General features: G+C 45.7%; 18 protein-coding genes and 1 riboswitch. Of the genes, 12 read left to right on the top strand and 6 right to left on the bottom strand.

Annotated features, from left to right (window positions below):
- Nucleotides 1-33 precede the first annotated feature (33 nt).
- From L1D15_RS13060 to L1D15_RS13025, 8 genes are all read left to right on the top strand, one after another.
- Nucleotides 34-573: an AAA family ATPase gene (locus L1D15_RS13060; protein WP_239876041.1), complete on the top strand. Its 540-nt coding sequence runs from the start codon at nt 34-36 to the stop codon at nt 571-573.
- A gap of 31 nt (nt 574-604) precedes the next feature.
- A complete protein-coding gene (locus L1D15_RS13055) occupies nt 605-979 on the top strand; it encodes an MmcQ/YjbR family DNA-binding protein (protein ID WP_239876039.1) in 375 nt (124 codons plus the stop codon).
- A gap of 105 nt (nt 980-1084) precedes the next feature.
- The gene (locus tag L1D15_RS13050; protein WP_239876037.1) at nt 1085-1516 is read left to right on the top strand and encodes a GNAT family N-acetyltransferase; all 432 of its coding nucleotides are present in this window, start codon (nt 1085-1087) and stop codon (nt 1514-1516) included.
- A 148-nt stretch (nt 1517-1664) separates the two neighbouring features.
- On the top strand, nt 1665-2171 hold the full coding sequence (gene def / locus L1D15_RS13045; protein WP_006962566.1) for a peptide deformylase: 507 nt from the start codon (nt 1665-1667) through the stop codon (nt 2169-2171).
- Nucleotides 2172-2222: 51 nt separating this feature from the next.
- Nucleotides 2223-2600, top strand: coding sequence for an NUDIX domain-containing protein (locus tag L1D15_RS13040; protein WP_239876035.1), 378 nt, complete (start codon nt 2223-2225; stop codon nt 2598-2600).
- 14 nt (nt 2601-2614) lie between these two features.
- Complete coding sequence (locus L1D15_RS13035; protein WP_239876033.1) at nt 2615-3046, top strand: hypothetical protein; 432 nt, start codon at nt 2615-2617, stop codon at nt 3044-3046.
- A 27-nt stretch (nt 3047-3073) separates the two neighbouring features.
- Complete coding sequence (locus L1D15_RS13030; RefSeq protein ID WP_239876032.1) at nt 3074-3457, top strand: DUF4345 domain-containing protein; 384 nt, start codon at nt 3074-3076, stop codon at nt 3455-3457.
- Nucleotide 3458: 1 nt separating this feature from the next.
- A complete protein-coding gene (locus L1D15_RS13025; protein WP_239876030.1) occupies nt 3459-3794 on the top strand; it encodes a hypothetical protein in 336 nt (111 codons plus the stop codon).
- A gap of 33 nt (nt 3795-3827) precedes the next feature.
- Here the strand turns inward: L1D15_RS13025 and L1D15_RS13020 are convergent, their stop codons facing one another.
- The gene (locus tag L1D15_RS13020) at nt 3828-5378 is read right to left on the bottom strand and encodes a DHA2 family efflux MFS transporter permease subunit (protein ID WP_239876028.1); all 1551 of its coding nucleotides are present in this window, start codon (nt 5376-5378) and stop codon (nt 3828-3830) included.
- A 3-nt stretch (nt 5379-5381) separates the two neighbouring features.
- Complete coding sequence (locus L1D15_RS13015; RefSeq protein WP_239876027.1) at nt 5382-6437, bottom strand: HlyD family secretion protein; 1056 nt, start codon at nt 6435-6437, stop codon at nt 5382-5384.
- Nucleotides 6438-6569: 132 nt separating this feature from the next.
- Here L1D15_RS13015 and L1D15_RS13010 point away from each other — a divergent pair, with 132 nt between their 5' ends.
- Both L1D15_RS13010 and L1D15_RS13005 read left to right on the top strand, forming a co-directional pair.
- Complete coding sequence (locus L1D15_RS13010) at nt 6570-7478, top strand: LysR family transcriptional regulator (protein ID WP_239876026.1); 909 nt, start codon at nt 6570-6572, stop codon at nt 7476-7478.
- Between the two features lie 115 nt (nt 7479-7593).
- A complete protein-coding gene (locus L1D15_RS13005) occupies nt 7594-8313 on the top strand; it encodes a transporter substrate-binding domain-containing protein (protein WP_239876025.1) in 720 nt (239 codons plus the stop codon).
- A 32-nt stretch (nt 8314-8345) separates the two neighbouring features.
- On the opposite strand, the gene L1D15_RS13000 is transcribed toward L1D15_RS13005, so the two are convergent.
- The 3 genes from L1D15_RS13000 to ribB all read right to left on the bottom strand — a co-directional run bounded on the left by L1D15_RS13000 (nt 8346) and on the right by ribB (nt 10412).
- A complete protein-coding gene (locus L1D15_RS13000) occupies nt 8346-9314 on the bottom strand; it encodes a hypothetical protein (RefSeq protein ID WP_239876024.1) in 969 nt (322 codons plus the stop codon).
- A 270-nt stretch (nt 9315-9584) separates the two neighbouring features.
- A complete protein-coding gene (locus tag L1D15_RS12995) occupies nt 9585-9734 on the bottom strand; it encodes a hypothetical protein (protein WP_239876023.1) in 150 nt (49 codons plus the stop codon).
- An 18-nt stretch (nt 9735-9752) separates the two neighbouring features.
- Nucleotides 9753-10412, bottom strand: a complete 660-nt coding sequence (gene ribB, locus L1D15_RS12990; protein WP_239876022.1) for a 3,4-dihydroxy-2-butanone-4-phosphate synthase — start codon at nt 10410-10412, stop codon at nt 9753-9755.
- Nucleotides 10413-10505: 93 nt separating this feature from the next.
- A riboswitch (FMN riboswitch) is annotated at nt 10506-10648 on the bottom strand.
- 249 nt (nt 10649-10897) lie between these two features.
- Here ribB and L1D15_RS12985 point away from each other — a divergent pair.
- Both L1D15_RS12985 and L1D15_RS12980 read left to right on the top strand, forming a co-directional pair.
- Nucleotides 10898-11296, top strand: coding sequence for a VOC family protein (locus L1D15_RS12985; RefSeq protein ID WP_239876021.1), 399 nt, complete (start codon nt 10898-10900; stop codon nt 11294-11296).
- Nucleotides 11296-11868, top strand: coding sequence for an NAD(P)H-dependent oxidoreductase (locus tag L1D15_RS12980; protein WP_239876020.1), 573 nt, complete (start codon nt 11296-11298; stop codon nt 11866-11868). The genes L1D15_RS12985 and L1D15_RS12980 overlap by 1 nt, the downstream gene beginning before the upstream one ends.
- A 66-nt stretch (nt 11869-11934) precedes the next feature.
- On the opposite strand, the gene L1D15_RS12975 is transcribed toward L1D15_RS12980, so the two are convergent.
- Nucleotides 11935-14295 (bottom strand): DNRLRE domain-containing protein, encoded by a 2361-nt coding sequence (locus L1D15_RS12975; protein WP_239876018.1) that lies wholly within the window; start codon nt 14293-14295, stop codon nt 11935-11937.
- Between the last annotated feature and the right edge of the window lie 9 nt (nt 14296-14304).

The raw sequence follows: 14304 nt of genomic DNA, 5'->3' as shown, positions 1-14304 counted from the left end.
CATCCGCCTTTTCCTTCAGTTAATAGGAATTCAATGGAACGTTTTATTGTATTTACAGGTGGGCCCGGTTCAGGGAAAACATCGGTTATAGAGCACCTGCAAAGTCTGGGGTACAAGACCGCTGACGAAGTTGGTCGACGAGTGATTCAACAACAGGTTGAGAGCGGCGGTAATGCCCTTCCATGGTTGGATAAAACTGCTTTTCGTGACGCCATGGTTTCAGCAGAAATAGACAAATATCGTCGAATTGGTGTTGGGGGAGAGTTTGTATTTTTCGATCGAAGCATCGTTGATAGTTACGGTTACAGCTTATTAGAGGACTTGGCCCTCACTGAGAGTCTCACGCAGCAATGCTATCAACTCAGACATCACCTACAGGTGTTTGTTTTCCCTCCTTGGAAAGAGATATTTGCCAACGATGCGGAAAGGAAGCAAGACTTTGCCGAAGCCGTGACCACTTATGAAAAAATGCGCGAAGCGTATCAATTGTTTGGCTACACCTTAACGGAAGTACCAAAAGGTAGCGTTGAGCAACGATCACGATTTGTTCTTGATGCGCTAAGCTCTCGTTAACCTCAATCTATAAGTGACTGAAGAGATAAACATGACTTACGAGCAGTTTAATCAGTTTTGTTCTGAGCTTCCCGCCACTACCCATATTGTGCAATGGGGGGATTCTCATGTTTGGAAAGTAGGGGGTAAGGTATTTGCCGTCGGCGGTTGGGGCAAATCGGACAAACCCGCCTTTACGTTTAAAACCTCCCCGCTAAATTTTGATTTTCTTAGCGATCATGACGGGTATATTCCTGCACCTTACTTTGCGAACCGAGGAATGAAATGGATTCAGCAAGTGGAAACGTCAGGTGAACTCGATGAAGAGCTGGAGTACTACCTGCGAGAGTCTTATCGGCTGGTGGCTTCAGGTTTGAGTAAACGTAAGCAAAGTGAACTTGGGTTGAATCTGGAAGGGAAAAGTTAGCATCCGGTCATTTCCTTTCTCCAATCTATACTTTGTTCCTTTCGGTTGTTAGGATCCGCATTCGCGGCTGCACATGGATACAACTTACGAATTAAGTGACTCATTATGAATGTAGAAAATGTGCTTCCTGAAAATTTCGCAGAGATGCTGGATGTTTGGGAAAACTCAGTCCGAGCGACTCATGACTTCATAACAGAAGAAGATATTGAGTTTTTTAAACCTATTATCATTGAAGAAGCTTTTCCGGCCGTCACACTGAAGTGTATAAAAAACGAAAACGGCAACATTCTCGGCTTTGTGGGTGTTCATGAAGCAAAAGTAGAAATGCTGTTTGTGTTAGACGCCGCGAGAGGCAAGGGAATAGGGAAAGCATTATTGCAATATGCCATTGAACATCTCGGTGTAAACAAAGTAGATGTGAATGAGCAAAACCCAATGGCGATCGACTTTTATAAACACATGGGGTTCCATGTTGAGTCGCGCTCGCCTTTTGATGATATGGGAAAACCATTTCCAATTTTGCATATGACGCTCTAAGTCTCGGTTTGTCGTCACTCAATCTGTTAGAAGAAACGCTCAAAGCTAATAACTTTGAGCGTTTCCGTATATATTCATTATTTACAGTGACTTATATAACCTAAGTGATAGGTTATTTACGCAATTTAATTTTCATATAAGGAACCTAATGGCTGTCTTAAAGATTCTTACCGCACCAGACCCAAAGCTAAAGATAAAAGCTGAAAAAGTATCGGACATTCAATCCGTTCAGACCCTAATCGATGACATGCTGGAAACACTCTACGCCACAAGTAATGGAATTGGCTTGGCGGCAACTCAAGTGGGCCACCGTGAGGCTATCGTGATTATTGATCTGTCGGAGAGCCGAGATCAGCCACTGATATTAGTGAATCCAGAAGTAGTAGAGGGTAAGAATCGAGCGATGGGACAAGAAGGGTGTTTATCCGTCCCGGATTATTATGCTGATGTTGAGCGTTACACATCCGTTGTCGTTGAAGCTCTAGATAGACACGGCGAACCTGTGAGGATTGAAAGTGATGATTTTCTTGCGATTGTCATGCAGCATGAAATCGATCACTTGGCAGGTAATCTGTTTATCGACTATCTTTCTCCATTAAAGCAGCGTATGGCATTGAAAAAAGTGAAAAAACACATCAAAACAATGGCAAGCTAAACGTGACAAAATGATAAATACAGGGAGTGTAATTAATGCAGCCTTTTGAATGTGTCATTTCTTTTAGTCGATAACAACCAGATACTGCTGGAAAAGAGATCGATACATAAAGCGAGTGACCCTGGCTTAACCTGTATTCCCGGTGGACATATAGAAGATGGCGAAACTCAGCCACAAGCCCTGTGCCGTGAGCTAAAAGAAGAATTGGATCTTACCGCCAATAAGTATCATTACTTGTGTTCTCTTTACCATCCCACCTCTGAGTTACAGCTTCTACATTATTACGTGGTGACTGAGTGGCAAGGTGAGATTAAAGCATTGGAAGCAGAGAGCGTAAGTTGGGAGAAGCTTGAATCAGATTCAGTTTCGATTGAGGCAGATAAGCGAGCGATAGAAGAATTCAAACGAGTGAATCATCATCTTTGTTAGTTAGGAGGGGGACTATGAACCAAGCTGAGGCATTGTTACCTCTCTTCTGGCGTGAATCCCATGAAGAGCTGCGTGAATTTAAAAATATAGACGAAACGGTGCAGGCTAGTGACCGCTATGAAGCGTGGCTAGATAAAAAACGGCAGCTCATTCTTTGTGATATTCAAGAGACGCATTGGATTAAGTCCTGCACAGGTGGTTACATAACGGAAGTTGTCTTTCACGCTGATGGAACGTTAGAAGAGTACCGTTTGTTTGACCGATTTCCGACTCAAGGTCATTGGCAACTACACGACGGTACTTTGCATGTGGAAATTTATAAAGCGGATAACTGCTACACATTTGCTGTGGTAGGCTGCCAAGCCGTCAATATCCATTCTGCCATCGAATACAAAAACGGTGAGCTACACTCATATCTCAAGCTCGCTCAGGTTAAGCCAAACTAGTGATCTACAGGTAGAGGAATCTTCCCAATGTCAAAAGGCCTCATTCTACTGACTTCTGCCGTATTCTTTTTCTATGGTCTGGCGTTCGCTATTGCCCCGAACAGTATGCTTAGTCATGCAACTGGTGGGTATGCGACTTCTGCATCCATGCTGGTTGATATGCGGGCAACCTATGGGGGTATGTCTGTTGGTGTCGCACTTGTCCTGTTCCTGCTTTCGAAAAAAACGTCAACACACAGTACAGGCTTGCTGGCCGTCATTTTTGTCAATGGAAGTATGGCGACAGGGAGAATCATCGGCTTGGTAAGCGATGGTGAAGCCAACAGTACGATGTATTTCTATCTGATGTTAGAAGTGGGAGTATCGCTGCTTGCCCTATATCTGTTTAAATCGGAAAAAACAGGGGGCTGATATGCTAATAGCACATTGTACAATCTCGCCGGATTTGATTTCCAAAGCAGAGACCGTTGAAGTTATTGAGCGCTGGGGTAGTTTTTCTGAGCAGCCTACTACAGATATGACCATTAATTTTGCTCGGGCTGAGCGGCAAGAGGGGAAGTCGTACTCAATCATTGCCAACCTTTGTTTGCCGTCAGTCTGGTCAGAAAAGTCAGTGAGCGCGCTACAGCTGGGGTTGGCAAAAGCCTTATCAGAGAGTTTTTCTGTCGAGCCCAAAAACGTATTGGTTATGACAACGATTCTAAGTTCAGGCTTCGTGGTGGAAAATGGACGCGAGGTGACTTGGTAACATCGCGCCCAGATTTTTACCTTCGCTATGAATTTAGTTCTTCATATTAAGAATGAGTACCGCTGCTAACGCTAGAAAGGCGGTCATCATCAGGAAGACATCGTTGTAGGCCATGATCGCGGCGTCGCGTTGCATGGTACTGAGTAAACTGGCTTCAGCTTGCATCATGGCTGTGGCGGCGTCACTTCCAGATTGCATAAAGAAGGCTTGCTGCTGGTGCAGCGTGTCCCAACCTAATGTACTCACCGACGGCAGAGATTCTTTAATATGTGCGAGGTGTTCACAGGTCTTGTTGTCGAGCAAGGTCGCAATGATAGCAATACTAAAAGCACCGCCAAGGTTACGCATAACATTGGTCAGTGTTGAGGCATCTGGAGTGTCTAGCTTGCTGATGTTTTTCATCGCGACCAGAGATAACGGCACCATAATGAACGGGCTGCCAATAGCACGTAGAATCATCGACAGAATCAACTGGTGACCACCAAAATCTATCGTCATGTGAGTATTGACGTAGCAACTCAAGCCGAACATCGCGAAGCCAAAGGTAACTAAGGACTTAGGTTTGATGATTTGAGTCAGCTTCGGAACCAGCGGAAAGATCAAGAGCTGAGGAAAGCCCATCCACATCAAGACTTCACCAATCTCCATCGCGTTGTATTGCTGGATCTGAGTTAGGTAGAGAGGCAGCACATAGATTGAACCTAGTAAGGCCATGCCCAAAATCAGATAAGCAATACACGACATGGCAAATTGCCCATCACGCAGTAATCTCAAGTTCACTAGTGGTTTCTTGTGCTGTAGCTCATTGATAACGAAGTACACTAAACTCACGGCGGAGATAATGCTTAGCGTAATGATAAAACTAGAGCTGAACCACTCTTCACGGTTTCCTTCTTCCAATACTACTTCGAGGCAGCCTAAACCTAACGCCATGGTCGCAATGCCGAACCAATCGGCTTTTTTGAGGGTATTTAGACTTAGCTTCTCGTCATCCAAACCATAGCGAATCATTGTAATCACCAGAAGCGCTGGTGGAATGTTGATATAAAAGATGTAATGCCAGGAAAGATTTTCTGTGAGCCAGCCACCAAACGTTGGACCAATGGACGGAGCAAACGTAGCGGTAACACCGAACAACGCCATACCAACGGCTCGCTTGTTAATCGGAAGTAGCTGAATAACCAGAGAGAAGGCGAGAGGAATTAATGCACCGCCACTAAACCCTTGCATTGCACGGAATACGATCATCGAGGTCATGTTCCATGAAAAAGAGCAAAGCAGTGATGACAGTGTGAAGATTGCTGTTGTCCAAGTCAGGTAACGACGCTTGCCCAGCGCTTTAGACAACCAACCACTGAGTGGAATAGCAATCATCTCAGCGACTAAATAGGATGTCGAAATCCATGAGCTCTCATCCAGAGTCGCAGACAACGCACCTTGTATGTCTTTCAGTGACGAGTTGGTGATCTGAATGTCGAGAATGGCCATGAAGGCGCCAATCAAGCCACCAAATAAAGCGATCCAGTGGCGTGTTGACACTTCATTCTCTTGAACGGCAGGTGAGTTTAAGGTTGCTTCCGACATGGATTAACCTCTGGTATCAATGGTTGCCACAACTGATAACCCCGGTAGTAATCGGCCTTTCAATGCATGTTGGTCGGGGATGGTGATTTTAACTGGTACGCGCTGAACAATCTTGGTGAAGTTACCTGTCGCGTTCTCCGGAGGTAATAGTGCAAACTTGGCGCCAGTGGCAGGTGAAAAGCTGTCTACGACACCTTCTAATGGTTGGCCTGGAAAGGCATCCAGCTCGATCTCAACTTTTTGTCCCTGATGAATGCCGCTCAACTGAGTCTCTTTGAAGTTAGCTTCTATCCAGACGTCACTCGTCGGCACCAAGCTCATTAATGGTGTACCAGCTTGAACCAACAGACCTTCACGCACACTGCGCTTGCCCACGATACCATCGACCGGCGCATAGATTTTGGTGTAGTCGAGGTTGAGCTGAGCTTGCTCGACGGCTGTTTGAGACTCAACAATGGATGCCTGAGCTTGTTTAATGTCGCTATCGATAACCGTGAGCTGATCGTGAGCAGCAACCAGACTCGCTTTCGCTTCATCTAGCTCTGCCTGAGTGACTTTTTGTTGAGCCAGCATGTTGTCGACTTCATCTTGCGAAGCGTAGTTGCGTTTAAGAAGGCTGCGTGAACGTTGTACTTGCTGAACAGCGCGATCATATTCCGCTTTTGCTGAATCGACGCGGCTTTCTGCTTGATGGATTTGGCTTTGTTGCAAGGTTTGCTGTGCTTTTAAATTCTCTACGCTGGACTGTGTGACGGTGAGGTGTGCTTTCGCTTGTTCGAGAGCAGTGCGGTAGTCACGGTCATCAATTTGGACTAACAGATCGCCCTTTTTGACTTTTTGGTTGTCACTGACAAAGGAGTGTTCAATGTAGCCAGCCACTTTAGGGCTAATCGTGGTGATCTCTCCCTGAAGGTAGGCGTTGTCGGTGGATTCGAAGTACTGACCGTATCCAAACCAGTACCCACTGCCTAGCAAACCCAGTGAAAGCATAATGGCTGTTGCGATAAGAGGGGCTTTTCTGGTTTTTGCCAGCTTCGTCTCAGTATGTGTATCTGTCATTATTTTTCTCGTATTCAGTTTTCATCTACGGCGGATGTTACAAATTGTAAATAATCTGGATTGATTGATAAGATAGGAAAAAAGAGAAACACTGTTGCAAAAATTTAACTAATTGAAGCGTAAGGTGATGAGATGGATTTGAATGCGATTACCGTTTTCGCACAAGTTGTTGATTGTGGAAGCTTTACTCACGCAGCAGATGCTCTGAATATGACCAAGTCAACTGTGAGCCGAAAGTTAGTTGAGCTGGAAAAGCATCTAGGTGTGCGTTTGATCACTCGTTCAACGAGAAGCCTAATGTTAACGCCAGAAGGGGAACGGTTTTATCAATCCTGCCTGCAAATGCTGGAGATTATGAATCAGGCTGAGCTTGAAGTCTCTGCCAATCAGGATTTGATTCGTGGGCCTTTAAATGTGGTGTTGCCGGTAGAGCTGGGTCATCAAATCATGGGTTCATACATTAACGCTTTTCTCAAAGAATACCCCTGCGTCACCATAAACCTTGAGCTGTCGAATCGAGAAGTCGACATCATCGCTGAAGGCATTGATTTGTACGCGCAAATTGGTGAATTAGAAGACTCTGCTTTGGTTTCTCGTCCACTGACGAAATCACTGCGTGTATTGGTTGCCAGCCCAGAGTATCTAGAGGAGCATGGCGGAATTGAGTCTCATCGTGACTTAATTCCACCGCATCAAATGGTTGAGGTGTATAACCGCGCGGTGAGGTTACCTAAATGGCATTTGATCCCGGAAGACGGAGACTCATTGCAAATTGACCTGCCACACCGATTGCGAGTCAACACCATTACCGCCTGTCTGAAAGCCTGTCTGGACGGGCTTGGTATCGCAGTATTACCCGAGTTCATTTGCCGTGAACACTTTGTTAGTGGGCGACTTACCCAACTGCTTCCTGAATATAAGATGCCAGAAGTGCTTGTGAGCTTGGTCTACGCAGATAGGCAACTCATGCCGAAACGTAAAAAGGTCTTTATCGACTTTTTATTAGAGGCATTCGGTAAAGACCTTGCTGCACGCGGGTGAGACAAATTCGTAAGCCTCTGTTATATCTGCTGGACTAGACTCTATTTAAAAGGATTGTTAAAGGTAAGGTCTGCGAATGAGGTTGAAGTCTTGGCTTGTTAGTGTGGGACTACTGATGGTTACTTCAGTTTCCTACGCCAGTGATAGTAAACGAATTAAAATAGTTAGTCAGGAATGGTCCGGTTACACCAACAGCGACGGTACAGGCCTTTACTGGGAGATTGTTAAAGCCGTTTTCCAACCTTTGAATGTTCCCCTTACCCTAGAAGTATTGCCATGGAAACGAGCCAAGCATCTTGTCCGAAAACAGGAAGCCAGCGCTTATTTGGGCGATTACTTTTATCCAAACGCGGATGCGTTTCTATATCCACAGTGGCACCTTAGTGTGGAAGAAGATGTAATTGTTGTGTTTGCTCGAGGCTCGCTTGATTGGGAAGAGCAGCAGCTTTCATCACTGGTAAATAAGAAAGTCGCATGGGTTCGGGGTTATGGTTTTGAGAAGGGCTTCCTTAAAGATATTCCGCTTGAACTGGTTGAGGTAGACAGCGCCGAGCAAGGGATGAAACTTCTCAAAAAGGGCAGAGTGAACGCTCTAATAGATTATCCCTCAAGTATGGCTAGCTCAGAATTGTTAACGACAGACGCGTTTGTTACTGAAGTTGCCAAGAAAGGGGAGAAACTTTACGTCGTATTTTCTAACACCGAGTCATCAAACAAGCTCATCGAGATGTTTGATACTCGCATGCCACAACTCATCCAGTCTGGTGAGCTAAAACAAATTTATCTTACTCATGGTCAAGATTATGAGGCTTATATGTCATCGATTGGGGAGTGATCTGTCAATTTAGAACTGACAGATCACTGGTATCATTTTTCGCACTCTGGAAAATGTTCCCTTAAATCTTCAAGATCGGTTAGTACGGCTAGGTAAGTCGAAGCTTTGGAGTTGTTTGCTGGGCCTAGGACCGTACCTGTTTTATGTAGCATTCCCATGCTAGAAATTGTACTAGCGGATTTTAATGAAAGTTCTAAAGCGAGCAACTCTTTCGAAAACCCTTTTAAATCTTGCGCAATTTCTTTGGCATCCAACGTCGCGGCGAGTTCTGATATTTTTGATTGGGTGTTGATGAAAGAAATAGAATCAGCGGCAATGGTTTTAGTGACGACTTTCAAATGATCCGATTTGCTTGCAGTAATCGCTTTGCTGTTGATACATGAGATCTTGAGTTCGTTGATGCTGTAGCCATTAACGATGGTGATCCCCTGAGTGGCGGATTCTCCTGAGGCTTTTAGGCTTTCCGAACCGCTGTCGGCGGAATGCTTGATAGTATCACTCCAGTTGTAGACCCTTACGTTTGTTCTATTCAATTCTTCCTGAAGAGTATTGGCGGCTTTATTGATGCTCTTACTACTTGAAGTGAGCGCTTTTTGGCATTCTTCTTCGTTACATGTGGCTAAATTTAATGTAGCGTTTGTGAGGGCCTGGTTGAGGTTAAAGGCGAGGGTTGAAATCGCGATTGGATCTTCGCTATCCGATTTATACTCATGTTGAATTACCGTTGCGTTGACTGGGTTACTACCTGATGATTGGTTAAAACAGTTTGAAGTCATTGGCGAGCGATTTCTGTCTGAATAGCACAAATCTCCAATCTGATAAGTGAGCTGGCCATCTAGGCTTATTTGAGTCGTTTGCAGAGGATAAAAACGTATCGGGTCGTTAATCCCTCCTTCGTTTTTGGCGGTGTAGGTTAGTCCGTCAAAAACAGTCAGTTGGTTTGAGCTACTGCACGCGGATAGGCTGGCAAGGTAAGCTGCGACTATGATTCCCTTATTCATTTGAATCCTTCCTTGGTGTTATATGAATTGAGATTAATATTGAAAGCTAATTATTATAGAAAACTCAATATTCATAAGTGATCTGTATCATAGTGTCTGATTTCTAGACTTCACCTTTGTCTAAATAGATTGTCTCCTCCAATGTTGTGCCTTTTCTAGCAGGTTATGATCTACTGCTAAAGAGTGGTGTAACTTAAAAGAGCAGGGTAAGACTCTTGATAAACCAGTAATAATGCCGCGCCGTTGCTAAGCGATGACGCGGCATAAAGCTTAAGGTCGTTGCAGAGGATGTGCTGTTGTATGAGTCAGAGCATTGAGACTGCTGCCTTGCGCAGCGAGAAACTGCTCAAAGGTTCGAATTCCTCCGCGATCGTCAATCCGTTGGATCGTCGCGATGGAGGAGACAATTCCTGTAAACATAGGTGTTACTCCTTACGATCAGCTGGCTAAAGCGCTGGTGTTTTGTAGTCGATAGGCGACGATGTCTTCGATCGTTAATACCGGCATCCCATGCTCTCGTGCGAACTCAACAATCTGTGGAGCGCGAGCCATGGTGCCATCAGGGTTTGTTACTTCACATAGAACGCCAGCAGGAGCTAAGCCCGCTAGAGTCATCAAGTCGACCGTTCCTTCTGTGTGGCCGCGGCGACTTAAAACGCCACCAGAGCGTGCACGTAAGGGAAATACATGCCCAGGGCGCGCCAAATCCTGCGGTTTTGCATCTGGCGCAATAGCGGTCTGGATAGTGGTGACGCGGTCATGGGCTGAGACGCCGGTGGTAACGCCTTTTTTAGCTTCAATTGAAACTGTGAATGCCGTCAGATTCGCACTGTCGTTACGGCTAACCATAGGCGGTAAATCGAGTTGAGTGGCTTTGTCATCCGTTAAGCACAGGCAGACAATCCCGCTGCATTCTCGAATCATTAGTGCCATTTGCTGGGGTGTGAGATGTTCAGCAGAGTAAATTAAGTCACCTTCATTTTCTCTGTTTTCATCATCAAGTAATAAAACGCCTTGTCCGCGCTTTAGAGCATCAAGAGCCGCGTTGACGCGGTCGATAGGAGTGCCAAATTCGGCAAGTAAAGATGTCTGATTCATGGTGTTTCCTTATTGTTTACCAGAATCAGGGCAATATGGGATAGAAGACAACGCAAAATGCACCAGCGTTTCGCAATGAAACATCTGGTGTGCATCAATTCTCTCTCATCCGGACTATAACCGTCGGCTCTGGCATCTCACCAGATCTGCTGACCTCGACGAATCGAGCGCTCGCGGGCTCATCTTGCTAAAGATATACCGCCGGTGGGGAATTTCGCCCCGCCCTGAGAATAAATATATGTATTAAGTACCCATTGTTATGGGCGGCCTTAGCATAGTGCATTTCGGGATTGCAGGGAATGGAAAAGTGACACAGAGTCTTTAGAGGCCGAGTGAGCAATTTGGACTCTTTCGTAAACAAGGTGCATTTAAGAAATTGATTCTTGATCTCAAGTTAGGTCGAGGTTTTATCCTGCGTTTTCTTAGTTTCAAGGATACCCAGAGATGGGCCATCGCTGAGCACAGGATTTCGATAAGGAGCAACTATGATCCCAAGGAACTCAACATTGCGTGTCGCTCGACCAACGAACGATCTCGATACTCTCACCAATATGTATATCAACGGCTTAGGCTTTGATTTGCTGAGCAGCTTTACCGACCATGAAGGTTTTAGCGGAACCATCATCGGTCATCCAGCTCATCCCTATCATATAGAATTTACACACCACTACGGCAGCCATGTAGGGCCTGCACCAAGTCAGGATAATTTGCTGGTGTTTTATGTACCCGACGAAAGTGGTTGGAAGCGTTGCTGTCAGAATATGCTCGGTGCGGGTTTTCAGAAAGTGACCTCATTCAATCCTTATTGGGAAAACGTTGGATGTACTTTTGAAGACATCGATGGTTACCGCGTTGTATTGCAGCGTCAGGTTTGGGAGGCGTAATGGGCAATTTAGAGCATGTAAAATTAGCTCGAGATATGCGAATCGCGATTGTACTTGGCTCGTCAAAGGCAGATGGCAATACACATCAATTCGCTGAAGCTGTTGCTGCGGTTTCCGGGGGTCGCGTGTTTGACTTGTCAGATTATGACATCACATATTACGACTACAAACATCAGAACGAATCCGATGATTTTCTTGAGTTGATGCGTACATTGGTGGATGCATACCATATAGTTTGGGCGTCCCCTGTGTACTGGTATTCGATGTCAGCTCAGATGAAAGTGTTTTTTGACAGGTTGTCGGACTTGACGGAGAACGACAAGCTTTTAGGTCGCCGATGGGCAGGAAAAAGCATGTCGGTCATTTCTACGGGCTATCAATCTACGTGTCCATCGTGTTTTATTGAACCATTTGTGATGACCGCTCGGTATTTTGATTTAGATTTCAGAGGCCACCAATATCTCTCTATTCAAACGGAAGCTGATCTTACGCATATAGAATCGGCTGCTAGAAAAGCGGCAGCGCATATCAACAGCCAGCAAATTCGTGAGAAAGACGTCAGCGTACAATAACTGTGAAAGCGTTCAATCTGGGCGTTGAAACTTTCGCCCAGATTGAAGCCGAGCTATTCGTAGTCGCTAATGATAAGTGACTGTTAACACGGGGCCCATTCCCAGTTCGCGGGAGCTGATATCAAGACCATTGAGGCTCTTGGGTACAATGATAAGCCCAGTGTTTTCTCCGTTAAGCCAAGATTGAAGTAAGTCCGAGTTGGTCAAATCGATACGGTAAACACCAGTCTCTTTTGGTGAGAAGGTGGTTAGGTAGTCGCCAGAACCGCCATTATCGTAAATCGATTGCCAGGTCGCCGTCTGCTCATTCCAATTTTGATTGACGCGATACAATTCAAAATTGCCAGTCGAAGCATTGGTCACGTGTAATGCCAATATCACTGAATCGAATTCAACGCCTTCAGGTAGTGCAGAGACATCAAACTTCATCAGCGCATTGGTTTTTCCATATTTGGTATCAAGCAAGTCTGCAAGTAAGCCGTCTGCATGATTGTTGAAGTTTTCAGAAGCTTTGCTGGAGGCGATAAAGGTATCGTCGCTGGTTGGTAACGATAATGAGTTAACAGGTGTCTCGCAGTCTTTGCGTTCGTTGTAGCTCACGACTAGTGCTGGTGGTGTACCTGTTTCGCTTGAATCAAAGTCAAGGCCATCTGTCGTACCGGCTGACGCGATGACTAGGCCAAAATTGCCATCATGCTCCCATAAGTCGAGTAGGTGGCTGTCGGTTAGATCAACATCGACCGTTCCCGTTGATGATGGTATGAAGTGGGTCAGTGTTCTTCCGGCGATTTGTTCACCATCCACTGAATTCCAGGTCGCCGATGAGTCTTTCCACTCCTCTGCAGCGACATGAACGCCATACTCTCCATAAGATTTGTTGGTGACTTGCAATTCAAGCTTAACACCGGCTATATCGACACAAGTTGGAATTGAAGATACGTCAAAGGCTATTAGGCTCATAGTACGGCCGTAGGTAGAATCGGATGCATCGGCGAGCAAGCCATCTTCGTGTCCATCAAAGTTAGTGTCTGGCTGTGATTGTACGACAAAAACATCTTGTGTGGCGGATAAGCGAATGAACGAAGGGGAGGTATCAGGATCTTGATTTTTAAGTATCGAGAGACGATCCGCGGATTGAACCAATTCCATCGTTTCTCCGACTTCGTTGAGTGACCACCAATTCACGTTCTCTGGTAAACGGAGGCTATCCGCTTCTCTCTCCTCTCTTGTCAGCGTTGAAGCTGAAGCATCAAACTGCGCAGTTCGGACGGTCATGGAGTCTTTCAACACTTGAATGACTTTTACTTGCTGAATACTTGCTGCATCTAGCGTCCAGCTTTTAGGGTCATTAGCAGAGCGGGCTGCTGCCCCCCAACTGCCTTCACCGATGTACACTGTTCCTCCGGTTGGCGAACTAACAAAGTTGTTACCGTCCGGTTTTAGTTCTCGGGTCGCTTTGGTTAAGTGACTATCTGATTCGACAACGAGATTCATACTGTGCTGGTAAAACAACTCTGCCCACCAGCTAAACAAATCTGGGCTATCAGACTTGGATGAAACGTGAGGAAACATTGGTCTGTGGTATTGTGCCACGCGCCAGATGTTCTCTTCGCCATGAGTGGCCAAATCTTGTTCTAGCCATTCGTTCATTTGGGATGCATAGCTTGACCAGCCACTTTTTCTAAACTGGCTGTTCAGTGTATAGACGCGAAGTAATGGCGAAATGTTAACAACGTTGTAGGTATCAAAAGGATTACACTCGCCATTACCGTCAGCATCGACTCCAAACACTTTACACAGTGTTGAGTAATCGTAATCTTCGTGGTTGCCGTGGGTTGGAATGAATGGGTAGGTACGTTTGTACGCTTTGCCATCTATCTGATCACTGGAAAAGGTCAATGCCCAATCGTCTAAGTACTGAGCCATTTGCGACGCGCTGTTTTGGCTGGTGTAATCGCCGCCGTGAAGAATAAATAAGGGGCGAACCTTCGCTACTAGCTGATTCCCCATTCTTCGGTTGGTCCACCCTGTGCGAGTATCGCCCCCAGCGATCATGACAAACTCACTATTGTCTATAGGAGCGGTGCGGAACCAAAAGCGCTCACCACAACCTTGTTGGTCACAGACACGATAGTAAACGGGGGAATCCGGCGTCAGGTTATCCAATCGGACAAAATAGCTGAGTAAGTCGCCAGCAAATACATGATCGTAGCTAGGTTGTTTGGTTAGCCATGTGGCTTCATCGGTTGACGTTCCATATTGCACATAGGGTTGTTCACTCTCGCCGTTAGGAGAGAATCCAATGACCGCTTCTCGCGCAGGGTCACCGTCCCAGACTACTCGATGATATTGTGTCGCGGCTTCCGCATTCAGGCTGGTGAGCCCGGCTACGGCTAAAAGTGACAGTGTTGCAATCCTTCGAATCATAATAAAGTC

This window comes from Vibrio sp. Isolate25 (assembly GCF_022398025.1).
GTDB lineage: Bacteria > Pseudomonadota > Gammaproteobacteria > Enterobacterales > Vibrionaceae > Vibrio > Vibrio coralliilyticus_A.
The sequence above is the reverse complement of the archived record's forward strand: the minus strand, read 5'-3'. Positions and strand labels throughout refer to the sequence as shown.